Below are 23798 nucleotides of genomic sequence, written 5' to 3'. Positions count from 1 at the left end.
GGATCAACCTTCTCAACAAACTCAATATTATTGCATTCTTATAGAATGGAATTTATCCCTTCACCCAGTACTCCGTACAATCCCTACTCCGATTCATAAACCCATACTCGATAAGGTATCTCCTTATTGTTACATAGTCACTGTATATGGATTTTAATATTTCATTTATTTCTTTTTCAGTATATACTTTATCCACTTCAAAACGAGTTATAATGTTTTGAAGTACAATGACCTTTCGTTTTTCCTTACTAGGGAATGTATCTAATTGGCCATCTAAGCCTTGTTTAAAATAGGTTGATAAAACTTTATTTTTCTCTTCCTCTGTGATTGCATAACGATCATCCACCATTTTTGCCCCCTTGTAAAAATGAATAAACTTATCATCAATCTTTTTGTCCGAGCTCTTATGCAGTAAATTCATTAGCGTAAGAAAAACTTTTGCTTGCTTTTCCTTTTCTTTCAGTTTAAATCTGTGATTACGAATGGTTGAAGGACTACCCCCACCTTGCGCTTCTACGATTTCTTTATCACTAAAGCCTTTCATAAAATAATCAAGAATTTCTTTTTGATGCTCGGATAATCCTGTGTACTTTTTATCCAAGCGTATTAAGTAATTAAATACTGAAGTATGGGCATTCTCTATGTGTCGTTTAACGGCTTTTTTGGCTTCATACAAAGTGCCATCAATTGGATAAATAACTCCATCTTCAAAACCTTTGTTACAAAGAAGACAAACATACGCATCATTCAAGTCATCGTAAACATACCCGTTAGTCAGTTCATCTACCGTCGCATTCCAAAAACGTTCTTCCGCATTAATTTGTAAACACCACCCATAAAAATCTTTTATATAATAGATATTTTAGATTATTGTTTACTTTATTTCAACATCCCATAAACGAACTTGTTAACTTGAAATTAACCATAAAAAAACTCGGAAATCGCTAAAGATTGTTTTAACGAAAACCGAGCCTGCATTTAGTTGGGCATTTCCTTTTCCAATTTTTTATTTGTTGCTTTAGACAAAGAAATTAATTCTATCATTCTGTAATTAGTTCATAAGCAGAGATCTTCTTAATTTTTAGAGCTACAATCATGGAAACGATATAGGCTAGGATTAAAATACCTAAACAAATCATTACAGTTAGCGGTAGATGAATGTAAAAGTCTAAACGTTTTACCCCTGCACTTGATAATAATAGGGAGAGCATAGGATTAGTAAAATAGTAGCCAAGGACACCTCCAATTGTAACAGCTGCAATAATTACAGGGAGAAAACTAATAGCTATCTGATGCATTAGTTGAATTGTAGAATACCCTAATGCTTTCATTACTCCAAACTCTTTCTTACGCTTTATAAGCATCGTTTTGATAACTAAATATAAAATCATTACAACGACTATAACAGTAATGATTAACACCATCATCAATATTGCAAACACAGCTGTTGTATACATACCTGTTTGACTTTCTATATTCTCATCAATATCCAATGTTTCTAGTATTTGAGCACTGGACTGCTCTTGAACATTTTTGATAAAGTCTTTGTTTGATATTCCATCAAGGTATACATATAGGGACGTACCTCTATAGTCTGAATTTAATTGCTGAATGCCTCCCATTGTGATAGCTGCTACCTGACCTAAATTCCCTATCGATTGACTGATTCCAGTTACCAAATAGTTACTTGTTTCATTCCCATACTTGACTTCAACCGTATCGCCAATACCTTTATTGATTTCATTAGAAATAACCCAGGAGATGGATATTTCATTTTCATGTTCCGGCTGTCGCCCTTCATAAACAATGTTATTTTCTAATTCATCAAAACGATCCGTAATGGATGTATATACCGTTTGATCATCAATTTTGTTTTCAATTAAATCGAATATATTTACTTTCCTAACACTATTCATGTTTTCAATGTCGCTCAAAAGCTCCCTAGTATCAGCATCTGGCTTAACAGTAACCATTACATTTGCTGGTTCTGCTCCAAATATGTTAACAAATGCAGTTTTATCTGAAGCAATATTGTAATAAAGAACTGCTGAAAAGATTGTAGCAAAAGTCAGAGCGATAACGATGAGGAGAATCATGATATTTTGTTTCGCATTCGAAATCATTGACTTAATAGCAAGTAGGAAATGAAGTCCACCTTTTGTTTTTTCCAAAGGAAAGTAATTCTTTTTAAAACTATGTGTTTGAATTCCTTCGCGTAGTGCAGTAACAGGTAGAATCCTTCGGACACGATAAGCAGATAGTAGTGTTACAGTGACAACACAGAAGATAACAAGAATGGTACTGATTAGATTTATTAAAACATCAAAGCTTTGGACCCATATTAGGCCAGAGAGGGTTGAAATAATACCTCCGATAAATGGCATGAGTATATAGGATAATGTAATTCCTGCCATGCCCGCACTAAGAGCAATAAATACAAATTGAAGATTAATCGATGAGAGTATTTGCCAACTTGTATAGCCAATTGCTTTGAGTACTCCTATATTTACCATCCCATCTTCTATGCTATTGGAAACACGAAATTTAATGACAATCAGGGATACAAGTACAATGAGGGCGGCAAAAGCTACTAATATCATTGCAATAATATTAATGGTTAACGTATTCACATATTTAACTAATTCAACATCTAATCCAAGAATATAAGAAGTGGGATCACCTTCTTGAGATTGGTGAACTTTCTGTACAAAATCATTATTAACCTTTGAAGATTGTGTTTTATCTTCAATCAGAGCAGATAACAATAAAGCTTCTGATCGAGTGCCTAGTTCGACTGTTAATTTCTGATAAGCTTTCTCTGGCAACATAAATTTCATAACATCTATGTTATTTGTACCCATTACGGTTGTTTCAAAGAATCCAGAAATTCGGTATTCATAGTCTTTGTTTTGATAGGTGATAGTAAATAAATCGCCTAGTTCATACCCTCCATTTGCAATGAAACTGTAAGGAACATAAATATCATCAGTACTTGATGTTTCTAACTGTTCAACCAACTCTAAAGGTCCAATATTGCGGCTTGCCTCTGCATTTAAAATGACAGCGCTATTTGTTAACTCACCATTCCCAAATTGAAATTTAGCAGTGTCCATATAGAGAATATCTTCTTTTTCCGTCTCTGTTACACCTGGATAATTTGCCAAGAAATCCCCATATTCCGGTTGATAACCTGCCTCATCCATTACAAAGGTGACATGCGGATCTTTTAATTCATCGATTTTATTATTAAAAAAAGGATTTAACTGCGTGATGACCATTAGTCCTATATTAAGTAGTAGGGAAGCAACCATTATAAATACAAAGAGGGAAGCTGTAGCGGATTTACTCTTTCTAATGTTTGCCATAGCTAGTTTCATAACTTTCACCTTACCACCCCATTTCTGCAAGGAAGTGCTTAAGCTTTTCATGGCGCTCATGACTCTCATTTTCCCTATATCCACCTAGCTGTAGATCGCCACAAATCGCCCCATCTTTCAAATATATTACTCGATTTCCTCGTAGGGCTGTTTTTAGATCATGTGTAACCAAGACAATACTCTGGCCACTTCTGTTTACATTTGTGAATACATCTAAAACATTATCACTAGATTTGGAGTTTAGGGCGCCGGTTGGTTCGTCTGCGAATAATACTTTTGGTCTGTTAATGGTTGCTCGAACAATTCCAACTCGTTGAGCTTCACCACCTGAAAGCTGAGAGGGAAATTTCGACCAAGCGTGTTCATCAATACCTACCTGTTGTAATAACTTTTTCGCCTTGTTAATGAGTTCTCTCTTATTTTTATTTACTAGAAGACCACTTGTCAGTACATTATCTAGTACGCTCATATTGTCCAACAAATAAATTTGTTGGAATACAAAGCCACAATTTTCCCTTCTAAATATTGCTAGTTGATCGTTACTCAATTCCATTAGGTTACTGCCAGCAAAATGGATCTCACCTAAGGTCGGTTTATCCATACCACTTACTGCATAAAGTAAAGTGGATTTTCCGGATCCTGAACTACCCATTATGATCGTGTAATCACCTTCCACTAAGTGCATATCTAGGTTTTTTAACACATGTTGTTGGATTCCACCACTAGAGAAAGTTTTACACAACTTCTCCGTTTTAATAATTGTTTTCGTCATGATTAATGACCTCTTCCTTAAATATTGTGTATTTTTCCGATCTATAGAAAAAGACTGTAAAAGGTTACAGTCTTATCATACAAGGTGAATTGTTATTAAATCTTTGTGTAACCCTTAATTGATTCTTAATTATTATGCAAGCTTCATTTTCAAAATAACGGTAAAACCATCATCATGACTGTACCCACTAATTTGACCTAACATATTCTCCATAAAGTACTTTGATATGTATAGGCCAAGTCCTGAACCATTTTTGCCTTTCACATTTCTACCCCGATAATATTTATTAAACAGGAGAGGTACTTCTTCTTCACTAACTCCTGGGCCAAAATCTTTAATGTGAAGTTCTAGATATCCCTGATAAACTTGAGATTTAACCATAATTTCTGTACCTGCATATTTATAAGAATTACTTATAACATTGTCTAGTACCTGTTGCAAACGTAGGGGGTCTATCAAGATCATACAGGGGGGAATTGGTTCATAGATAATTTGTTGATCGTAATTGACGTTTTCAATCATATCAATAAGTACTTTGCTCGGCTCTTCCGTTACCGTTAATTTTAATTGTTGAAGTTCTTCTAAAGTTGCGTGAAACATGTCGGTAACGAGCAAGTCAATTTGCTCAGCCTTTGAATAGATCGTATCTATTTGCTTTCTCGTCTTATTATCCTTTGATTGCATAAGCATTAACTCACTAATCGCTTTGATGGAAGCAACAGGGGTCTTAATATCATGACTTAGTGTGGCCACCAATTCCTTCTTACTACGATTGGATTCATACTCTCTCTGGCGGGCAGCGTAGAGCTCTTCACGCAATATATCAAAACTATCCGTAAAAGCACCAAAATAATTGTCCTTTGTCCTATTTAAAGGTATATCAAGATTGCCTCTAGCCACATTCGCTGCAAAATATTGTAGCTGCTGAAACGGTTTCAGTAATGTTTTGTTAAGGTAAACAATATAAAGAATACTGATAACCATTAATGTGCCAAACGTTAAAATGGTGTATGTGGCCAGTTCACTTTTCATTTCCGCCACTAAAGATCGTGCGTTATTATGGATAACTATCTTTCCTATAATCTCGTTATTCTGCTTCAGATCCACAATAGAATCTCTGTTTTTTATAGAATCATATAGATCAATAAAATGATCGCCCGAGGTTTCATACACTACATTTCCTACGTTATCTACAATAGTAAAAGGTTGTTTTATGTCAATGTTATGATAAATTTCCTCAGTTACTTGTCCCCAATTTTCTTCTGTTGTTTTGGCTACGTCATTTATGGCTACAAGATCGACTTCGGAAATAGTTTTATTTTGAATAACTATTACGGAAAGAGCCATACCTATACTAAAAACAATAAGTAAAATTGCAATTAAAAATCTCCCCCTCATTGCTTGCTATCCTCTAAGACATACCCTGTCCCCCATACAGTTTTTATAAATTGTGGTTCCTTAGGATTCTTTTCAATTTTCTCGCGTAAATGCCGAATATGTACATTTAGGGTCCCGTCTCCTACAAAAGAATCTCCCCAAACATTTTGAAACAATTCATCTTTTGTGACGATCCGATTTTTATTTTTCGCCAAATAAGACAGAAGTTTATATTCCATTGTCTTTAGTTGAATCGTAACGCCATTTACACGTACCCGATGCAGATTTGGATCAATTTGTATCTGTTCAACAAGTTTGCTAGAACCCCTGCCAGATCTATTAAGGACAGCCTTTACCTTTGCTAGTAAGATGCTTAGTGTATAAGGCTTTTGTATATAATCATCTCCACCTATATTTAAAGCAATTAGTACATCATCATCACTAGAACGTGCACTAATAAATAAAATAGGAATCTCCGTAGTTTGTCGCAGTTTTTTACATAAATCAAACCCGGAAGAATCCCCTAAATTTATATCAAGAAGTATTAATGAAGGGTCATTTTCATCCATAAAACGTTCACACGCTTTTGCACTCGTTACGTATGCAGATTTGACTTCAAACATATTAAAATATTCACAAGTCGTTTCAGCTAATGCAATCTCATCATCAACAATTAAACAGTCTAATTTCATCATAAGTCTCCTAAGTAAAATGTATGTTAACAGGATATTTATAGTATACATTAGATTTGTTTAGATTAGCGTGAATTATTTGTATCTATTGATACTATATTTCTTCATGTTTACTTTTAATCAAGAGGGGTAAAAAATTCACTGATTGATTTATGTAGAGAGGCCTTTCTATATGTAATTGGTTACTCTCGAAATTGCACAGCCAGTCATGCTAATTGCAGTTTGTTTTCAAATGGGAGGGATAAATTCGTTGAATACAATTTTTCTTATTATAGGAACTATTATTCTGATCGTAACCTTCATTGATATCTTTTGGACAGCACTCTGGGTGGATGGCGCAGCAGGTCCTCTTTCCAAAACGCTAACCACAATTTGCTGGAAGGGCCTGCACATAATAAGTGGAGAGAAGTCAAAGCTTTTGAGTCTATCTGGCCCGCTCATTCTGACAATGACATTACTTATGTGGGTTTTATTAATTTGGACGGGATGGACATTGTTTTTTGCAGCGGAAGAAGCATCTCTCATAGATACACAGAATAGGGGGCCTATATCCTGGTCAGATAGAATTTACTTTACTGGGTTTACACTGTTTACATTGGGAATAGGAGATTTCATTCCTAAAGAAGGTTTCTGGCAAATTGCTACATCGATTGCAACTGGGAGTGGAATGCTATTTGTTACCTTTGGGGTATCTTATGTCCTGTCTGTTGTTGGAGCCGTAACACAGAAACGCTCCTTTGCAGATAGTGTAACTGGACAAGCTGAAAATGCAGAGACTCTCGTTATACAAGGATGGAATGGAACGGACTTTCATAATATCGATTTATTCTTAAAAGAACATGCATCACAGCTAACTACACTAACCCAGCAACATAAAGCATATCCAATCCTTCACTATTTTCACAGCGAAAAGGACGAACAAGCTTCTTCCGTGGCAGTGGCTATATTCGACGAAGCCTTAACCTTATACACTTTCGGGGTGCCGAAGCAGTATCAGCCTAATAAAGTTTGGATTAAAGAAGCACGCTCAAGTGTTCAGAGCTATTTGGGTACGCTTCATGCAGCGTTTATCAATCCAGCAGACAATGTTCCACCATCCCCTGATATAAATATGCTTCGAGCCGAAAATTTACCTACAGTCACTGATGAGGAGTTTCAAAGTTGCTTAGCTCAACTTAAGAACAGAAGAAAAAAGTTACGAGGTATGGTTCAAGCAGATGCTAGGAGTTGGCCAGCGGAATGTGCGCAATTTTTCAAGTGATAAACCATCTATTAGTTTGACTGAAAAAAATAGATGGTTTATTATTCTTCCCTTTTATTAACTGGGTTTCTGAAAAGGACGTTCCCTTCAAATATTATTAGAATGTTTTACCCCTTAATTTTATAAGCGATAAACTTATATATCAGGTATAAACCAAAGTAGGATAACTTTTAAGAATTATGGGAGAGCATTTAACATAGAAATTAAATAAAAGTTTTGACCATTATAATGTCTGTTTGCTCTTCATCACCCATATAAAAAGAGTGCGATCCAGTTTGAACAAACCCCATTTTCTTATAGAAAGCAATAGCATTTTCGTTCTTTTCCCATACCCCTAACCAAATTTCCTTTTTACTACGCTCTATTGCAATTTCTATGGATTTATTTATCAGATATTTACCCAGACCATGTTTTTGATATTTGTTCTTTATATAAATTCTTTCAATTTCAAGTGAAGTATCACCCATCTCTTCAGACTGAGCATCGTTTGTATTGATTTTTAGGTAACCGACAACTTCATTATTGTAATAAACAAAGAAGAATTCTGAATAGATATTGGCCAATTCCATTTCCAACTGTTGAGGATTAAACGCTTTTTCCTGATAAGCTTTCATATTTTCAGGTGAATTTTGGGCTTCGAATGTGTTTTTAAATGTTTCAATACTTATTTCTTGGAGTATTTTTAAATCTTCAAGGTTGCATTTAGTTAATTTCACAGTCATTTAAATATGTCACTCCTTTATTAATAACTTCTCTTGTTTCCTTTTTTTACAGATTCCCAGTCTTTTTCTATATTTTTTCTCATTCTTTGAAGAAGATGGAACATGGTTTCCTCCTCGTCCTCCGAAAATCCACCTAATGCTACGTTATTCGAATAATCATTCTCTCTTTTTATATAAGGGTAAACGCTTTGTCCTTTATCCGTAGGGAAAAGTTTTTTGTTTTTTTTATTATGGTAATCAATTTTCTTTTCAATAAAACCATTAATTTCAAGTTTTTTTATAGCCCGCGCTGCTGTAGTTCGATCCACTTTTATCAGTTCCGCTAACTTCTCTTGAATGATTCCTGGATTTTCACAAATGCGGACAATATACAAATACTGCCCTTTGGTAAGATCATATTCTTTAAACTCTATATTACTTATAGAATCTAATGCCCTTGCTATCATGCCAATTTCGCGTAGAATCTCTTTCATAAAAAACTCCTTCAAGATTTTTTTGTTGCATATACAATAAAATATTTACAATTTAAATCTACCCTATTCATGTTGCATTTGCAACATAAATCAATTTAACAGCAATAGATAAAGCAGAATTTTTTTACCTAAAAACACCAAACAAGTTGATTAAAGTTTCTACTCCAAATGCTTGCCTTATAGTTAACTCTAGGATTTAAAATAAATTTGTAATTTTATAAAGGAGGGGAAAATGAAATGACAATTAAAAACAAAGTAGTTGTTATTACAGGCGCTAGTTCAGGTATTGGAGAAGCTACAGCAAAGCTGTTAGCTGATAAAGGTGCAAAAATCGTACTTGGGGCAAGACGAGAGGAACGTCTAAAAGAATTAGCTGATGAAATAAAGTCAAATGGTGGTCAGGTTGTCTATCACGTCACAGACGTTGTTAAACCTGAAGATAGTAAGCAACTTGTTCATCTAGCTAAAGATACTTTCGGTAGTGTAGATGCGATCTTCTTAAATGCGGGGATTATGCCCAATTCTTCACTTTCAGAATTGAAAACTGACGAGTGGAACAGTATGGTGGACGTTAATATTAAGGGAGTACTGAATGGCATCGCCGCAGTATTGCCCACTTTCACATCCCAAAAGTCTGGGCATATCATCACTACTTCATCAGTAGCTGGTCTTAAAGCTTACCCAGGCGGCGCGGTGTATGGTGCAACAAAGTGGGCTGTTCGTGATTTAATGGAAGTTTTGCGTATTGAATCTGCCCAAGAAGGGACCAATATTCGCACTGCAACGATTTACCCAGCAGCGATTAACACGGAATTATTGGAAACAATAACTGATACGAATATGGCAGAAGGTATGACTGCCATGTACGAGCAATATGGTATTACACCTGACCGAGTTGCAAATGTTGTGGCGTTTGCTCTTGATCAACCAGAAGATACAAACATTAACGAATTTACAATCGGCCCGACAAGTCAACCGTGGTAATATTGATTCCTTCCAAAGGTATATAAACTAAATACTATCATCTTTGGCAAAAAAACAGTAAACAAAATATATACATGCTTTAGGTATTAATTGTTTTAATAATAATCCCTCAAGTTATCACATCATTTATCAATCTAGTCTCAGACTAATTATAATTACTTTAAAAATAATTAAGCGAGCTAATTTACGTTATGGGGAAATTATAACGAATAACTACTTGATAAAATCCTCTCACCCCACTAGAGTTAACTTAATGTCTTTTTATTAAGAAAGGAAGATAAATAGTGAAGACATATTCTATCAGCGAAGTTGCAAGAGAGTTAAATCTCACAGTATATACCCTGCGTTACTACGACAAAGAGGGACTTATGCCTTTTATAAAACGAACTGAAAGTGGAACACGATTGTTTAAAGAATCAGATATCGACGCTTTAAGGATAATTGAATGTCTTAAATCCACCGGGATGCCTATTAAAGAAATTAAAGATTTCATTGATTGGTGTTCTGATGGGGATTCCACGTTGCAAAAAAGATACGATATGTTTATGGAAAGAAAGGCTAGTGTAGAAGCACAGATAGAAGAACTCAAAAAAACAATGGAACTCATCGAGCATAAATGCTGGTACTACAAAACTTCTTTAGATGCTGGAACGGAAGACATCCATAAAGACGATAAAATAGAAATTAATTACTAATAGGGACCGCCCGATTCATGCATGTGTTTATGAATCAGGTGGTCCTTAGTATCATTTATCTCCTTAATTATTAAGAAGACTCTCCTTACAAGGTTAGGTTGGAAACAACAGGCATTATTCCTGACTTGTTTCAATCTCCTTTAAAAATTTCGCAGGTACACCTCCGACAATTACATTGGGAGGCACATCCTTGTTCACAACCGCTCCAGCAGCAATAATTGCACCATCACCAATGGTCACGCCTGGCACAACTGTGACATTTGCTCCTATCCAGACATTTTTACCGATGTTGATCGGTGCTGGATGCATAGTGCTACGCTTTCTTGGATCAATGTCGTGATTAAGCGTAGCCAAAACAACATTGTGACCAATGAGAACTCCATTGCCAATTGTAATACCTCCTTGATCTTGAAAACGACATCCTGAGTTAATAAAGACATCTTTGCCCACACTAATGTTTTTCCCACAATCCGTATAAAAAGGAGGAAACATGGCAAATGTATTGTCTAACGGTTTACCAATTAACTTGGAAAAAAGTTTTTGAATTTCTTCAGGAGTATGATAATGTCCGTTCAGCTCAGCGGTTATTTTCAATGCTTGCTGTGATAAAGTGTGCATCATTTGGTGCATCTCCGATCCGCCCTCAATTGAGTCTCCCCGGTTCAAGTGTGCTAAAAAATCGTTAACATTCATTAGGATTCTCCTTTCATGAAGTAGTTGTTATTCAGTTGCAAAATGCATGTACATAAAGTTTATCAAACCATTATGTAGTCTGCCTCTCTCCCTCTTAAATATAGAGAATATTTATTATATATGGTAGAGTCAACTCTAAGTCAAATTAGCCTCATAAATAAAACAAAAAAGGCTGGTATGAACACGGTTCATGCCAGCCAATTAACTACTTCAATTAATTTTAAAACTCATGGTTCCAAGATCTTTAATTAACGCTTCCCTGTTCCACCGCTTCCTCAGCACTCTGCTCTCTGAAGCTATCTAGCAATGCTCGTACTTCATCCGTTGACTTTGTACTCATCAATTGATTTCTTAATTCACTTGCCCCTCTGAATCCTCGTACATAAATCTTAAAGAAGCGACGCAAAGGCTTCATCGGCCGTGGTTCTATTTTGGCATATTTATCATGAAGATCCAGCTGCATTCTTAAGAGATCAAGGTACTCTTCACTGCTATGCTCTTTCGGCTCTTTTTCAAAGGCAAATGGATTTGTGAAGACACCGCGTCCAATCATGACCCCGTCAACACCATATTTCTCAACAAGCTCCATACCAGTTTGACGATCTGGGATATCCCCATTAATTGTCAACAGTGTATCTGGTGCTACCTCATCACGAAGTTTTTTAATCTCGGGAATTAACTCCCAATGAGCATCTACCTTACTCATTTCTTTTCTTGTTCGCAGGTGAATGGATAGGTTCACAATGTCTTGTTCTAGGAGATGTCTCAACCAATCATGCCATTCATCTACCTGTGTGTAACCTAGTCGTGTTTTTACACTTACAGGTAATCCACCAGCTTTGGCGGCTTGGATCAGCTCTGCTGCCAATTCCGGGCGACGGATAAGGCCACTTCCCTTTCCGTTCCCAGCAACATTCGCTACTGGACAGCCCATATTGATGTCCAGACCTTTAAACCCTAGATCTGCCATCCCAATACTCATTTGGCGAAAGTATTCGGGTTTATCTCCCCAGATGTGCGCAACAATCGGCTGCTCATCCTCTGTAAAGGTCAAACGCCCACGAACACTTTGCTTTCCTTCTGGATGACAATAGCTCTCAGAATTAGTGAACTCAGTAAAAAACACATCAGGTCTACCTGCTTCACTTATTACATGACGAAAAACTACATCTGTCACATCTTCCATTGGTGCTAATATAAAAAACGGCCGTGGTAAATCACGCCAGAAATTTTCTTTCATATATATTCAAATCCTCTCATTGCAAAATAACAGGTCACTTCTTTTCACAAAACAAAAAAGCAGAAAATGTCTCTGCTCCTTCTATATTTATACCATGATTAGGTACTTTTTATCAATCTGGTTGTAATGTTTATTCTTTCTACGGAATATTATTTAAGTTAGAATATAGTATGATTATTATAAATACTTACAAGAAAAGGAGGAGTATATCTGAGTAAAAATACAATAGTCGAAGTTTATTTAGATTTCACAAAAGAAATTTATTTAGATTCTGTAAAAAATGAACCCGATTGGGACTTTTCATTACAAACTGTAACAAATACGTTAGGAATTTCTCCAACAGACACTCAGAAAGTCGGAGAATGGGCTAATTCAAAAAGACAATATGGCCATACGCAATGGAAATATAGTACAGGGAAAATTGAAACATTAGATTTCGATATGGCTTTAAATAAAGTAGTAGATACTTTTCAAGATAAAGTGGACATTATTAATTAGTTGAAAAAAGAACTAGGAATTAGGACTTCCTTTCGTGCGGTGACCCATGTATATGATGGGATGTCTCTCCTGGCTATTCCTTCCCATTAAATGTAATGAAGTTTTTGATTAGTATAGACACAGAGCCAGAAATCGATGAATATGTGTATGGATTTGTAGAAGAAAATATTGATGATTAGTTAAAGAAGTAGTTTTAAACAGAGTGAAACGCTTCTACTAATACATATTCATTTTACGAAGGAGATCAATAATGAGTAAGAGTGAAAAAGCAGTTTTCACAAATATGTGTATGGTTTATGATGATAATGGAAGAATTCTTGTACAAGATCGTTTGAACCCTAATTGGGCAGGGGTTACATTTCCTGGAGGTCACGTTAATAAGGAAGAGTCATTCTCCTATTCAGTTATTCGTGAAGTTTATGAAGAAACAGGTTTAACTATAAAATCACCAGAATTATGTGGAATCAAACAATTTCTGACCATGGAAGATGAACGTTACATTGTGTTGCTTTATAAAACAAAAGCGTTCGAAGGTGAACTACAATCCTCTCAAGAAGGTAATGTTTTTTGGGTTCAAAGGAAGGATCTATTCAATTATAAACTGGCTAAAGACTTTGAAAAAATGCTTGAAATATTTGAATCAGAAAATATCAGTGAGTTATATTATCACAAAGAAGAGGGGCTTTTAGAGTCAAAGCTGCTCTAAAATCCCCCAACACTACTCCCCATTTTTAAAACTGGTGTAGTAGTTAACGAAGGCGATCATTCATTTGATCGTCTTTTTTTATAGTTAAAACTATGTAACTCCTACTGAATAGCGGAAAATCAAACCTTATCAATTGTGTTTAATTAGAAATCACTGCCTATCTTTCCTTTTAATGATTGATAGCTCACTCGAAATGTAATCTACTTGAATAAAATAATTATATACCAACAGGTTGTAAGGAGGTGATTACTTGTCAAAGATAGAAGGAAAAAATTACTCTTCTCGTCACCATTCTAACTCGTTTAAACCATTTATTAGTCCCAGTCCTATAACGTCATTCAATCCTGTTCAACGCTTCCCTAAAATTGACAAAACAGCATTTATAAGTCAATTTTCCAGTGTTATAGGTGGTGTCACCATTAAAGACAATGTTTATGTAGCTCCCAATGTAAGTATACGAGCGGATGAAGGGACCCCTTTTTATATAGGTTCTGATACAAATATCCAGGATGGGGTCATTCTACATGGTTTATTAAATAGAATGATTTCAGTTGGAAGAAAAGAATTCTCTATATTCCTTGGAAAACAAGTGACGATTGCTCATGGAGCACTTGTTCATGGCCCATGTTTTATTGGAGACAAAGTATTTGTGGGTTTTAATGCTATTGTTTACGATGCGATCGTTGGAAAAGGATCCTTTATATCTTATAATGCAGTCGTAACAAATGGTGTTCGAATTCCTCCCAATAGATTCATCCCACCTGGAGCAAATATTGATTCTCAAGAGAAAGCAAACGCACTTCCCCGAGTACCAGAGGATAGTAGGGAATTTGCACGTGACGTTCAAAGCGTAAATCAGGAATTACCCGCATCCTATCATTTGCTATTTGGAGAAAACCGATGCTCCTGTGGTATTTCCTATGACTAGTATTCGAAACTATTAAGTACAGAAGAGGATCGTCATATTATTGGCGATTCTCTCGCTCGTTATTGGACTTGTACAGTTAATCGACCAGACACTTCTTTCCTCCCCTCTATGCCTCTACCCATACGTTTTCACAACTTTTACATACTATATTTTGATCATTTTTTTATAGAACTAAAGTTTATTATGGAGGTGTTCATTATCGCATCAAAAACAAAGTTGACTGGTCGAGTTATCTTCAGAGGTGATCCTGGTTATGAAGAAGCGCGGCTAAATTGGAATCCATACACTAACACGTATCCACTTGTTATAGTGTTCGCACAAAAACATGATGATGTGGTCCATGCAGTAAAATGGGCGCGAGAAAACGATGTCCCTATTCGGGCGCGGGGCGGGCGCCACGCATTGGAAAGAAATATGTCTGTTGTAAAAGACGGCATCATCATCGATGTCAGCGACATGACTAGAGTTCGACTAAATAGTAAGAAAGAAATAGCTTTTATTGAAACTGGTATTGATGTAGGGCCGCTTGTCGGTACCTTGGCAGATAGAGGATTCATGTCTCCATTTGGTGATAGCCCTACCGTAGGAATTGCTGGTCTTACACTAGGGGGAGGAATTGGGCCGCTTCAACGTACAATCGGTCTTGCTAGTGATAATCTCATTGGAGTAAAAATGGTAGATGCTGAGGGAAGAACAATAATAGCTGATGAAAATCATAATTCTGACCTCTTGTGGGCTTCACGTGGCGGAGGAGGAGGGAATTTCGGCATAGCTACAGAATATAAGTTCACAGTCCATCGTGCTCCTAAAAAAGCAACCGTGTTCGACATTAATTGGCCGTGGGAGCAAATTGAAGAGGTTGTGAAGGCCTGGCAAAGGTGGTCTCCTTTTGTTGATGATAGATTAGGCACTAGTTTAGAGGTTCTCACGAAATCAAGTGGAGTGCTCCATGCAACAGGACTATTTCTCGGTTCAAAAGCAGAGTTAATTGATTTGTTACAACCATTGTTATCTACTGGTACGCCATCAGAGGTGAACATTCAAACATTAGCTTGGCCTGCTGTCGTGGAAAATCGACTTCCACCTGATCAAATACCAACAGATGAGGCGAACAAATTTTCATCTACCTTTGGTTTTCAGCCATTTCCTGATGCGGCAATCAAAGCTATGCGCTATTTTCTAGAAAACGCAACCGGAGCTGATTCCAATTTCTTCTTCCTAAACTGGGGAGGAAAAGTAAGTAGAATTTCTCCGGAAGCCACAGCATTCTTTTGGCGCGACCCAAAATTCTATTTTGAATGGAGTGCCACCTGGACAGATCCTTCCGACGAGCAGAGGAACGTTGCTTTAGTAGAGAGAACTCGCCAGATGTTGAAGCCATACTCCAAAGGATCTTATGTCAACGTTCCGGATTTTAATATAAGAGACTTTGGAAGAGCTTATTATGGAACAAACTTTGATAGACTCCGGAAAGTAAAAACGAAGTATGATCCAAATAATGTATTCCGTTACCCACAAAGTATACCTCCATTTAATGAAAGATCTGGTTTCAGATTGTTCTAGATAGTGTCACGGCTATCGTTCTAAAGAATGAGTGCTGGCTTTTTAAAGTTGATGCTAGCTTTCCTTTAAATTCTTATCTTCTTCATATGCTGGAATTCCATATAGTCTTTTAAAGTGTTTGTTTAAAAGGGTTAAATCGACAAAATCACATTCAGTTACTGTTGCATAAATATCTCGACTTTTGTCTATTAATTGCTTAGCAGTTCAATCATACAATTAAAAGTATTGGTATGGCGTACAGGAACAACCGCCCTTATTAAGCTAAACAAAAAAGCCCTGTGAGACCTAGAGCCACATAGTGTTCTAGGTTTTTCTGTTCTACATTGGATCTTTATTCTTAGAAGTATATAGGTACTCGGTTAAAATAGGTGTGTATCCCCTCCGCTTTTCTACGTGGATACACACCTATAATTATTAACAGGGTCGTCCCTCCTAATGATAAAGAGATTTCACACTCTTATAAAGAAAACAAGGGCACGAACGTAGTGAGTGACCTGTGCACCTTGCACCGTAACGGAGCGGAAGACAAGTGCACCACATATAAACGACTGCTCCCAACTTGATACATTAAATAAATATTTTGATAACCTTAAAAATTCCTTTTTGATAGGTAAGAAAAACGCTAGAAGAGTAGAGGTGGGACCAAAAAGAACTTACAAATACCACCTACTATTCTCAATGTGGGAATAGTAGGTGGTATTGTGCAAATTGGTGGAAATTTGCTAGACATGTTAATAAGGTTGCAGTTAAGGAACCAGAACTAAATGAAACAATCCATGATGACTCAATACACCAACCCCAAATTGCATTCCACGGTCCAGTTAAAATAAAGTTAATCTATAGGACCCTATGTTTCTGCTTATCTCCTTCCCCTAAATTAAGTAATTTAAATAGATTATTTTTACATGTCTTTATGACTGAACAGTAATAGTATTTGAAAAGAAAATGTAATGGGATAATTATCTCAGAGGAGAATGATTCAGCTACTAAGAAAATATAGAGTATTGATTTTTAAAGAGCAATTATAATCATATAATTAATAGATTCCTAAAAAGACAGCCATTATTTCGATTCGGATAAAGTACTTAATTTTTTTAAAGTTATACCGATATAAAAGTGAGTAGTTTCTAAACACAATTAGGAGGATAACATGAATTACAAACAATTAGGAAAGCAATTTATTGGAGGACAATGGCTAGACGGAAAAAGCAGCAATCTACTAACAAACATCAATCCATATAATGATGAGGTTATTAACACTTATCAGCTTGCTAATCTTACCGATATTAGCGATGCATATGAAGCGGCATCGACAGCGAAGGAAGAATGGGATAAAGTTAATCCTTATAAGAAAAGAGACATACTAGAAAGAGCGGTTACCTACATCGAGGCTCACGAGGAAGATATCACTACAGCTATTATGGAAGAGCTTGGTGGTACACGACTAAAGGCGGCTTTTGAGATCGGTTTGGTTAAAAACATCATTAAAGAGGCGGCTACCTATCCTTTAAGAATGGAAGGAAAGATACTGCCTTCTATAGAGGACGGAAAAGAAAATCGATTGTATCGTATCCCAGCAGGAGTAGTGGGAGTAATTAGCCCGTTTAACTTTCCCTTCTTTTTATCCATGAAATCTGTTGCTCCAGCGCTAGGTGCTGGGAACGGGGTGGTTCTAAAGCCTCATGAAGATTCGCCAATCACTGGTGGAGCGTTAATCGGCAAAATCTTTGAGGAGGCAGGAATCCCCAAAGGATTATTAAATGTAGTCGTTGCCGACATTAAAGAAATTGGAGATGCTTTTGTGACGCACCCTATCCCAAGAATAATCTCCTTTACTGGATCTACCAAGGTAGGGAGCTACATCGGACAAGTGGCTGTTAAAAACTTTAAAAAACCGCTCCTTGAGTTAGGTGGAAATAGTGCCTTTATTATTATGGATGACGCTGACGTTGATTATGCTGTTGAGGCCGCTACGTTCAGTCGTTTTACACATCAAGGGCAAATCTGCATGTCTGCAAATCGAATTCTTGTTCAAAAAACAATCTATAAAGAATTCATCGAGAAATATGCTCAAAAAGTCTCAAGCCTAAAAGTAGGGGATCCAAGGGACCCCGAAACGATTATTGGTCCAGTAATTAATCACCGTCAGGCAGAAGCACTAGAGAGACTAATTAACCGAGGCATAGAACAAGGAGCTGTTCCGCTAATCCAAGGCAAAATTGCTGGAAGAATGGTGGAGCCAACTATTCTTATAGATGTAGAACCACAAATGGATGTAGCGCAAGAAGAACTCTTTGGTCCAGTGATTTCTGTGATTCCTTTTGAAACAGAAGAAGATGCCATTCGAATTGCAAACGATACTCGATTCGGGCTAAGTGGAGCCATTCATACTTCCAACCTTGAACGAGGAGTGGAAATGGCAAAAAAGGTACATACAGGTATGATCCATGTGAATGATATAACGATTAACGACGAACCTATAGTCGCCTTTGGTGGCGAAAATCAATCAGGATTAGGGCGAATGAATGGTGAATGGAGTCTAGATGAGTTTACGACCCTAAAATGGATATCAGTAAACTACGGACAACGTACTTTTCCATACTAAGGGAGGTAAAGATATATGCATGAAGTAAAGGTAGAAAATGACTTAATAAATGCTTTTGTAAAAATTGCTCCATATTTAAACCATTTAGTACATGATGATATTACAGTAGGAATCTATGATACTGAAAAACTAATTATCAATATTCCAGGAAAAACATTTTCGCTAAATGTAAATACAGGAGATCCTTTGACTGAAGGGGATATCATAACCGACGCCATACGCAAAAATGAACCAATGTCAGCGGTCATTCCAAAGGAGATCTTTGGATTCCCTCTTATTGCCCGTGCTATTCCACTTCATGACGAGAGTGGACAAGTCATTGGAGGAGTCGGACTTGGAACGAGTCTTGAAAAAGCAAACAAGTTATTTGAGATGGCTGAAAGTTTTTCTGCAATCGTAGAGCAAACCGCCTCATCAATAGAGAGTATAAATGGTTCTATTTCCCAGTTAGCTAGTCGCGTGACTGAAATGACTGATCAAATGAAGGGTGTAAGTTCCAGTGCAGAAGAAATAGACAAAATTTCTTCGGTAGTAAAAAAAATATCTGATCAAAGTAATTTACTAGGACTAAATGCGTCTATTGAAGCAGCACGTGCTGGAGAAGCAGGAAAAGGGTTTTCTGTAGTAGCTGATGAAATCCGTAAATTGGCAACAAACTCGAATGAGAATGTAAATTATATTAACGACATCACAAACAATATACAACAACTCTTATCTAAATTAGATCTTTCTTTTATAGAAATTCATTCCCTGACTGATACTCAAGCAGGGGCTTTACAGGAATTCTCAGCAACCATCCAAGAGATTAGCAAAAACTCACAGGACTTAGCACTTTTAGCTGAAGCTTCTTTAAAAGCCGATAATGATTAATAGCCATTAAGTAAAGGTTTCCATTCGCTAATATGAGATTGGAAACCTTTTTTTATTCGAGTGAGACATCTCAGAATCTGAAAATGAGAAAGTAAGAATAAACAGTAGCTTTTTCGTAAAGCATCCCCATATTGATAGGAAATGAGAAGTAAAACGAACATCATATGATGCTCATTGAGATTAATTATTTTTTAGTTGGTGTATTTCCCATAGCTATAGAAATTCTATTCAAACTATTTATTTGATTAATAATCAGAACAAGGTCAGTATATTGTTTCTCATCATATTGCTCACGTACCCGTTTATAAAGTTCTTCAGGAACCCTTTTAGTAGGGATTAAAGTAATATGCTCAGATAGTTCTAGAGCAACTCTCTCTTCAGGTGTATAAAAAGTACATTCATTCCAAGCATTTAAACAATAGAGTCGTTGTTCGGTTTCCCCCATCTTACGCGCATCAGATGTATGCGTATCTATGCAAAAGGCACAACCATTGATTTGGGAAACTCTGATTTTAATAAGTTCTCTTGTAGTACGATTAATTGAAGACTTTTTAGTGTACTTCTCCATTTCCATCACAATCTTCATACCCTCGGGCGCCACATCATAATAGGAAACTCTTTGACTCATACAGCATAACTCCTTTTACTTTAAGATTACATAATTATAACTTTATGAGAATATTTGTTCCAATATTCTGTTTGCACGGAGGAAATATCTACCCCCACGTGAAACAGTAAGAATTTTATTCACTTAATTAATATAACTTATACTACAGACACAGGATTAAGACATAATTTTTTTGTTTTTATGTCTAAATATTAAGGATACATAACCTATGATAGAAGCTCCTATAAAAAGAGCATGATACCCCATTATTCCTGCAATTATTCCGGATAAAACGGCCCCTATTGCTTGACCAAGTGCTAGTATTAAGAAAGGTACTCCTAGACCAAATGATGGATTGGACTTAAACAGGGAAATCCCCCACACAATTAAAACACCTGTCATAAAAATATACGAGCTACCAAAAAGAGTTGGCGATAAAAATCCTATTACAATGTGATCTGCAAAAGCCCCGAGTAGCAGAGACGAGGTTGAAAGTGCTATTACAGAAATCTTATATGCAGGCATTAAACCAAACTTATTTATAAATGCCCCAGCAGCTCCTCCTACTAAACCTGCAAGTCCTATAATTACCCACAGCCACTCTCCAAGATATCCAGGTACACTTTCGTTGTTTAACATGAAATCTCTTGAAAACGTCCAATAGGCCGAACAGGATATTCCTAATAATAAAGAGGCCAGGATTAAAGGTGTGGCTCTTTTCCACTCTTCTTTTATAAAACCAACTGCTCCATTTCCTACTAAAGGTTGATTTTTTGGAAGCATTTTGTAATTAGAGATCAATACAAATATAGCAATGATCATAAATATAAAATACGTTTCTCTCCAACTATCTGCCATTATAATAGCAATTAGCCCTGTAAAAGCAGTACCTATACTCGTACCAGAGTTAATCCAAGAATTAGTCTGATTCTGTAATCTTGGTTCTACATTTTGATCAATAATATTAGCGTATGGTGGCGATGAGAAACCCGTACTTAATCCTGCCAAAAATATACCTAGGCCTAGTACGCCTGCATTAGGCGAACTAGAGATAATCGCCAAACCAATAATCGATGTTAACCCAGCTGTGACCACTATAACTTTGGAGGTAACCTTATTAGAAAATACCATTGCTAATACGATTGCGATACAGTAAGCGATGTATGATAAAGACGAAATGACACCACTGGTATATTGATCCATTTTAAGTGTATTGTTAATGTATGGAAGCATTAGACCATAACTAAATCGAGACAAGCCATATGTCACGGCAATCATTGGTAACCCCACTACTATGAGTTTCTTTTCATACATATTGTTCACTCCTTTTATATATAACGATCATTATAATAAATGCCCAAAAAAATAGGGAACAAAGTAAAATATAATTTACAACACTTGTCTCCCAATAAATATTAAAGTTTATTTTTCAGAAATCCTTATACTTTTCCTCAAATTCATTGCAGCTTCTTTTACTTCCTCTAAATCCTGAATTTGGGCTATTGATGTTAATCCCTCTAATATAATAGATAACTGGACACCTAGTGATCCTGGAACACGAAATAGCTTTAAATCATTTTCAATCCTGTTTAGCAGTGTTTTTTTATGTTCTCTAGTTATCGAGGTAATTTCCTCATTTACACCTTCATACTCTTGCTTTGCTCTTAAAAACAAACAACCATTAGTGCCTTCTGCTTCTATCCAATCCAAATGAGCGTGAATTAAGGACTCTATATAAGAATGAATATCAGCACCTTTATTGGTTTTATCCGCCAATAATTCAAAGTATTGATTTTCCCTACGGACCAATATCTCTTTAATTACTTCTTCCTTTGAAGTGAAATGATAGTACATCGTCATTGGTGCAACTCCAGCTTGTGCCAATATAGATTTCACCCCAATAGCATGAAAACCATGTTGATAAAATAATTTCTCTGCCTCATTCAATATAGCTTCTCTTTTTTGTGACTTTTTCAAGTATAACCACTCCCTTTTATATTGAACGATCATTATAAATTTAACATGCGACTTCTCTTTTAGCAAGGAATGATTGATTTGCATATGGTGATTTTAATTTACTACATAAAGGAGAAGAGAATATAGTTTTCACCATTCATCCGCTATATAACCCCCTTTTGTGGATGCTTACATCTACTCAGAGTTAATAATTAAAAGGTGCTTCTCCTTATTTCAGGAGCGCACCCTTTAGTGAAAAATTTGTTGTGAGTAAAATAGGTATCTTTAACTTTAATTATTCGTTTTATAGGATATTATTAGTCAAGTTAAGGCGAAAAAGTTTCTCCATTTTTCTCTAAAGAACTGGAGGTTTTAATAAAAGTATCCGATCCATTCGATAACTCCAAAGATTCCACATCAAATTGGTGTCCTTCATAAAATTCATAGTTACCAAAATTAAGTCTAGATAAAATATCAAATTGTTCATTCTCTGTTAAGGAATTAAAATCACTTGTTAATTTACCTTCTAGATAATATGTATATTCACGCCTATCTAAAATTGCAGGAGTATCTTCAAATACCTCCACATCTTGTATATTGAAATTTCCCCCATCCAAATACTTTATTAAACCATTTTCAGTAAAATGATCGTACATAAAATCTAAATATCTCTGTTCTAGCTCTTTAAAATAATCACTTGTTTCCTTATCATCTATTATTTCTTGATTATCAGACGCTTGTTGTCCCATTTTTCGATTTTTATTCTTTTTATACCTCTCACCACAGACCCTTTATCATCATTCAGATGAAAAAATATCAATCTATCACAGAAAAACAATGACTTAGTTCGTGTTGTGGAATTTAATGCAAGTGTTAAATCTAATACCTAAGTTGCCTCCCAAAATATGATCACATAAACATAGTGTTCCTGGATTTCTCCATTAAAAAATATTCTTAAGAACTTCCAGTATCCCACTAGAATAATGAGATGTTGTTAATTTATTATGTAATCTCTTGGCTTCTTCGGTGGCGTTTCCTAATAAATAACCGTGTTTTACTGTCTTTAACATCTCTACATCATTACCACTATCACCAAAAGCGATTGTGTTAGCTAAAGAGACTTGATAATAGTTCATCATAAACCTTACTATTTCTTTTTTTCCTGTATAAAGAGGAATTAAGTCAACATCAAATGCACCTTTAGGGTCTCCTGCTTTTGGATTGCATCGGTTTATATTAATTCCTATACCATTTATTTTAGCTAAGTGCCTAATTATTTTTAAATCATATTGACTTTGTGACTTGGATTTTTCAAAATAGTAGTAGTTATACTTATAACGTTTTTGTCCAAACTGAGTTTGCTCTACAAGTCTTATTCTATATACATTGTACAGCTCCCTAATAAGTTCTTTTACTAATTCATTTGAGAAATTAGCTTCAATTAATCTATTTTCCCAAATCTTATTAATTTGCAGTTCTCCATTTTCGCTTACATGATAAATTTCAGTACCTAAGTTACTTGCTATAAAATGAGGACTATATGTAATATTTGCCCGCTCCATTTTATGAATAATGTTATTTAGATCACTTCCAGTTACCCAACCGATTTTGACACATCTTTTCTGAACGAGATTATTAAGGTACTCCTCCATTTCGTATAATTTACCCAACAATTCCTCTGTACAATCGTGAGGGAAATAAGTCTCATCAAAATCAAAAAAGATAAGATAGTTTACATCACGAGAAGTTGAAAAAGGTTTATTTATTTTATAATTCACT

Annotated in this window: 23 protein-coding genes and 1 pseudogene; 9 read left to right on the top strand and 15 right to left on the bottom strand. The window is 35.8% G+C overall.

Going from position 1 to position 23798, the window contains the following annotated elements:
* Nucleotides 1-52: 52 nt before the first annotated feature.
* The 5 genes from ACTWPF_RS15990 to ACTWPF_RS15970 form a co-directional block, all read right to left on the bottom strand.
* Nucleotides 53-820: a DUF2087 domain-containing protein gene (locus ACTWPF_RS15990; RefSeq protein ID WP_443149881.1), complete on the bottom strand. Its 768-nt coding sequence runs from the start codon at nucleotides 818-820 to the stop codon at nucleotides 53-55.
* A 220-nt stretch (nucleotides 821-1040) separates the two neighbouring features.
* Nucleotides 1041-3446 (bottom strand): ABC transporter permease, encoded by a 2406-nt coding sequence (locus tag ACTWPF_RS15985; RefSeq protein WP_443149777.1) that lies wholly within the window; start codon nucleotides 3444-3446, stop codon nucleotides 1041-1043.
* Nucleotides 3388-4149 carry an ABC transporter ATP-binding protein gene (locus ACTWPF_RS15980; protein ID WP_443149776.1) on the bottom strand — a complete coding sequence of 254 codons (762 nt, stop codon included), beginning with the start codon at nucleotides 4147-4149 and terminating at the stop codon, nucleotides 3388-3390. Before ACTWPF_RS15980 ends, ACTWPF_RS15985 begins: the two co-directional genes overlap by 59 nt.
* Before the next feature lie 132 nt (nucleotides 4150-4281).
* On the bottom strand, nucleotides 4282-5547 hold the full coding sequence (locus ACTWPF_RS15975) for a HAMP domain-containing sensor histidine kinase (RefSeq protein ID WP_443149775.1): 1266 nt from the start codon (nucleotides 5545-5547) through the stop codon (nucleotides 4282-4284).
* Nucleotides 5544-6218, bottom strand: a complete 675-nt coding sequence (locus ACTWPF_RS15970) for a response regulator transcription factor (RefSeq protein ID WP_443149774.1) — start codon at nucleotides 6216-6218, stop codon at nucleotides 5544-5546. Before ACTWPF_RS15970 ends, ACTWPF_RS15975 begins: the two co-directional genes overlap by 4 nt.
* A gap of 250 nt (nucleotides 6219-6468) precedes the next feature.
* On the opposite strand from ACTWPF_RS15970, the gene ACTWPF_RS15965 reads away from it, so the two are divergent.
* Nucleotides 6469-7479, top strand: a complete 1011-nt coding sequence (locus tag ACTWPF_RS15965) for an ion channel (protein WP_443149773.1) — start codon at nucleotides 6469-6471, stop codon at nucleotides 7477-7479.
* A gap of 203 nt (nucleotides 7480-7682) precedes the next feature.
* On the opposite strand, the gene ACTWPF_RS15960 is transcribed toward ACTWPF_RS15965, so the two are convergent.
* Both ACTWPF_RS15960 and ACTWPF_RS15955 read right to left on the bottom strand, forming a co-directional pair.
* Nucleotides 7683-8201, bottom strand: a complete 519-nt coding sequence (locus ACTWPF_RS15960; protein ID WP_443149772.1) for a GNAT family N-acetyltransferase — start codon at nucleotides 8199-8201, stop codon at nucleotides 7683-7685.
* Nucleotides 8202-8221: 20 nt separating this feature from the next.
* Nucleotides 8222-8674, bottom strand: coding sequence for a MarR family winged helix-turn-helix transcriptional regulator (locus tag ACTWPF_RS15955; protein ID WP_443149771.1), 453 nt, complete (start codon nucleotides 8672-8674; stop codon nucleotides 8222-8224).
* A 237-nt stretch (nucleotides 8675-8911) separates the two neighbouring features.
* Between ACTWPF_RS15955 and ACTWPF_RS15950 the strand changes: the two genes are divergently transcribed.
* On the top strand, nucleotides 8912-9658 hold the full coding sequence (locus ACTWPF_RS15950; RefSeq protein WP_443149770.1) for an SDR family oxidoreductase: 747 nt from the start codon (nucleotides 8912-8914) through the stop codon (nucleotides 9656-9658).
* A gap of 284 nt (nucleotides 9659-9942) precedes the next feature.
* The gene (locus ACTWPF_RS15945; RefSeq protein WP_443149769.1) at nucleotides 9943-10353 is read left to right on the top strand and encodes a MerR family transcriptional regulator; all 411 of its coding nucleotides are present in this window, start codon (nucleotides 9943-9945) and stop codon (nucleotides 10351-10353) included.
* 114 nt (nucleotides 10354-10467) lie between these two features.
* On the opposite strand, the gene ACTWPF_RS15940 is transcribed toward ACTWPF_RS15945, so the two are convergent.
* A complete protein-coding gene (locus ACTWPF_RS15940) occupies nucleotides 10468-11046 on the bottom strand; it encodes a sugar O-acetyltransferase (protein WP_443149768.1) in 579 nt (192 codons plus the stop codon).
* Between the two features lie 244 nt (nucleotides 11047-11290).
* Nucleotides 11291-12286: a tRNA dihydrouridine synthase gene (locus tag ACTWPF_RS15935; protein WP_443149767.1), complete on the bottom strand. Its 996-nt coding sequence runs from the start codon at nucleotides 12284-12286 to the stop codon at nucleotides 11291-11293.
* Between the two features lie 183 nt (nucleotides 12287-12469).
* On the opposite strand from ACTWPF_RS15935, the gene ACTWPF_RS15930 reads away from it, so the two are divergent.
* The 4 genes from ACTWPF_RS15930 to ACTWPF_RS15915 all read left to right on the top strand — a co-directional run bounded on the left by ACTWPF_RS15930 (nucleotide 12470) and on the right by ACTWPF_RS15915 (nucleotide 15981).
* Nucleotides 12470-12784 carry a DUF4279 domain-containing protein gene (locus ACTWPF_RS15930; RefSeq protein ID WP_443149880.1) on the top strand — a complete coding sequence of 105 codons (315 nt, stop codon included), beginning with the start codon at nucleotides 12470-12472 and terminating at the stop codon, nucleotides 12782-12784.
* Between the two features lie 250 nt (nucleotides 12785-13034).
* Nucleotides 13035-13490 (top strand): 8-oxo-dGTP diphosphatase, encoded by a 456-nt coding sequence (locus tag ACTWPF_RS15925; protein ID WP_443149766.1) that lies wholly within the window; start codon nucleotides 13035-13037, stop codon nucleotides 13488-13490.
* A 250-nt stretch (nucleotides 13491-13740) separates the two neighbouring features.
* Nucleotides 13741-14418 (top strand): carbonate dehydratase, encoded by a 678-nt coding sequence (locus ACTWPF_RS15920; protein ID WP_443149765.1) that lies wholly within the window; start codon nucleotides 13741-13743, stop codon nucleotides 14416-14418.
* A gap of 183 nt (nucleotides 14419-14601) precedes the next feature.
* Nucleotides 14602-15981 (top strand): FAD-binding oxidoreductase, encoded by a 1380-nt coding sequence (locus ACTWPF_RS15915; RefSeq protein ID WP_443149764.1) that lies wholly within the window; start codon nucleotides 14602-14604, stop codon nucleotides 15979-15981.
* 54 nt (nucleotides 15982-16035) lie between these two features.
* Here the strand turns inward: ACTWPF_RS15915 and ACTWPF_RS15910 are convergent.
* Nucleotides 16036-16218: pseudogene (locus ACTWPF_RS15910) on the bottom strand (AraC family transcriptional regulator); the annotation flags it as partial.
* 913 nt (nucleotides 16219-17131) lie between these two features.
* Between ACTWPF_RS15910 and ACTWPF_RS15905 the strand changes: the two are divergent.
* Nucleotides 17132-18586 carry an aldehyde dehydrogenase family protein gene (locus ACTWPF_RS15905; protein ID WP_443149763.1) on the top strand — a complete coding sequence of 485 codons (1455 nt, stop codon included), beginning with the start codon at nucleotides 17132-17134 and terminating at the stop codon, nucleotides 18584-18586.
* Between the two features lie 15 nt (nucleotides 18587-18601).
* Nucleotides 18602-19456 (top strand): methyl-accepting chemotaxis protein, encoded by an 855-nt coding sequence (locus ACTWPF_RS15900; RefSeq protein WP_443149762.1) that lies wholly within the window; start codon nucleotides 18602-18604, stop codon nucleotides 19454-19456.
* 184 nt (nucleotides 19457-19640) lie between these two features.
* Here the strand turns inward: ACTWPF_RS15900 and ACTWPF_RS15895 are convergent, their stop codons facing one another.
* The 5 genes from ACTWPF_RS15895 to ACTWPF_RS15875 form a co-directional block, all read right to left on the bottom strand.
* Nucleotides 19641-20084, bottom strand: coding sequence for a carboxymuconolactone decarboxylase family protein (locus ACTWPF_RS15895; RefSeq protein WP_443149761.1), 444 nt, complete (start codon nucleotides 20082-20084; stop codon nucleotides 19641-19643).
* A gap of 156 nt (nucleotides 20085-20240) precedes the next feature.
* Entirely contained in the window at nucleotides 20241-21377 is a 1137-nt protein-coding gene (locus ACTWPF_RS15890) for an MFS transporter (protein ID WP_443149760.1), read from the bottom strand.
* A gap of 108 nt (nucleotides 21378-21485) precedes the next feature.
* Nucleotides 21486-22040, bottom strand: coding sequence for a TetR/AcrR family transcriptional regulator (locus tag ACTWPF_RS15885; protein WP_443149759.1), 555 nt, complete (start codon nucleotides 22038-22040; stop codon nucleotides 21486-21488).
* 305 nt (nucleotides 22041-22345) lie between these two features.
* Entirely contained in the window at nucleotides 22346-22768 is a 423-nt protein-coding gene (locus ACTWPF_RS15880; protein ID WP_443149758.1) for a hypothetical protein, read from the bottom strand.
* A 192-nt stretch (nucleotides 22769-22960) separates the two neighbouring features.
* Nucleotides 22961-23797: an HAD-IIB family hydrolase gene (locus ACTWPF_RS15875; RefSeq protein ID WP_443149757.1), complete on the bottom strand. Its 837-nt coding sequence runs from the start codon at nucleotides 23795-23797 to the stop codon at nucleotides 22961-22963.
* Nucleotide 23798 lies beyond the last annotated feature (1 nt).

Source organism: Oceanobacillus sp. M65 (genome assembly GCF_052246275.1).
In the GTDB taxonomy this organism is placed as follows: Bacteria; Bacillota; Bacilli; order Bacillales; family Amphibacillaceae; genus Oceanobacillus_B; species Oceanobacillus_B jordanicus.
Note: the sequence above shows the minus strand (reverse complement) of the source record. Positions and strands in the feature narration are given on the sequence as shown.

What these genes read in the sequence shown, in the direction of transcription:
- ACTWPF_RS15985 (WP_443149777.1), bottom strand. Translation starts at nt 3,446, where the DNA reads ATGAGAGTCATGAGCGCCATGAAAAGCTTAAGCACTTCCTTGCAGAAA.
- ACTWPF_RS15980 (WP_443149776.1), bottom strand. Translation starts at nt 4,149, where the DNA reads ATGACGAAAACAATTATTAAAACGGAGAAGTTGTGTAAAACTTTCTCT.
- ACTWPF_RS15975 (WP_443149775.1), bottom strand. Translation starts at nt 5,547, where the DNA reads ATGAGGGGGAGATTTTTAATTGCAATTTTACTTATTGTTTTTAGTATA.
- ACTWPF_RS15970 (WP_443149774.1), bottom strand. Translation starts at nt 6,218, where the DNA reads ATGAAATTAGACTGTTTAATTGTTGATGATGAGATTGCATTAGCTGAA.
- ACTWPF_RS15960 (WP_443149772.1), bottom strand. Translation starts at nt 8,201, where the DNA reads ATGACTGTGAAATTAACTAAATGCAACCTTGAAGATTTAAAAATACTC.
- ACTWPF_RS15955 (WP_443149771.1), bottom strand. Translation starts at nt 8,674, where the DNA reads ATGAAAGAGATTCTACGCGAAATTGGCATGATAGCAAGGGCATTAGAT.
- ACTWPF_RS15950 (WP_443149770.1), top strand. Translation starts at nt 8,912, where the DNA reads ATGACAATTAAAAACAAAGTAGTTGTTATTACAGGCGCTAGTTCAGGT.
- ACTWPF_RS15940 (WP_443149768.1), bottom strand. Translation starts at nt 11,046, where the DNA reads ATGAATGTTAACGATTTTTTAGCACACTTGAACCGGGGAGACTCAATT.
- ACTWPF_RS15935 (WP_443149767.1), bottom strand. Translation starts at nt 12,286, where the DNA reads ATGAAAGAAAATTTCTGGCGTGATTTACCACGGCCGTTTTTTATATTA.
- ACTWPF_RS15925 (WP_443149766.1), top strand. Translation starts at nt 13,035, where the DNA reads ATGAGTAAGAGTGAAAAAGCAGTTTTCACAAATATGTGTATGGTTTAT.
- ACTWPF_RS15915 (WP_443149764.1), top strand. Translation starts at nt 14,602, where the DNA reads ATGGAGGTGTTCATTATCGCATCAAAAACAAAGTTGACTGGTCGAGTT.
- ACTWPF_RS15905 (WP_443149763.1), top strand. Translation starts at nt 17,132, where the DNA reads ATGAATTACAAACAATTAGGAAAGCAATTTATTGGAGGACAATGGCTA.
- ACTWPF_RS15900 (WP_443149762.1), top strand. Translation starts at nt 18,602, where the DNA reads ATGCATGAAGTAAAGGTAGAAAATGACTTAATAAATGCTTTTGTAAAA.
- ACTWPF_RS15895 (WP_443149761.1), bottom strand. Translation starts at nt 20,084, where the DNA reads ATGAGTCAAAGAGTTTCCTATTATGATGTGGCGCCCGAGGGTATGAAG.
- ACTWPF_RS15890 (WP_443149760.1), bottom strand. Translation starts at nt 21,377, where the DNA reads ATGTATGAAAAGAAACTCATAGTAGTGGGGTTACCAATGATTGCCGTG.
- ACTWPF_RS15880 (WP_443149758.1), bottom strand. Translation starts at nt 22,768, where the DNA reads ATGGGACAACAAGCGTCTGATAATCAAGAAATAATAGATGATAAGGAA.